This is a genomic window from Paraburkholderia sp. SIMBA_027, assembly GCF_046535315.1.
Classification (GTDB): Bacteria; Pseudomonadota; Gammaproteobacteria; order Burkholderiales; family Burkholderiaceae; genus Paraburkholderia; species Paraburkholderia tropica.
Window position 1 is genome coordinate 1 of record NZ_JAWRWY010001581.1, and the last position, 237, is coordinate 237.

1 protein-coding gene is annotated in these 237 nt (G+C 65.0%); it reads right to left on the reverse strand.

The annotated features are described in order from the left end of the window. Positions 1-237: EAL domain-containing protein (locus SB764_RS44505; protein WP_410867377.1), on the reverse strand; the 237-nt coding region annotated here is incomplete at both ends.

Consider the following 237-nt stretch of genomic DNA (forward strand, 5'->3'; position numbering starts at 1 on the left):
CAGGCGTTCCTCCAGCTCGAATGCCTTGATCGCCGGCAGGAACGCGGCTGGCAATAGTACGCCTTGCTCAGGGTGCATCCAGCGCACCAGGGCCTCGGCGGCGACGATACGGCCGTTGGCCAGGGACTTTTTCGGTTGGAACCATGCCTGGAGCTGGCCGTTGCCCATGGCCTGGACCAGCGTGTGGCGGTCGATATCCAGGTACTCGGTCAGGGCGGGAGAGGGCCGGTGTACCTT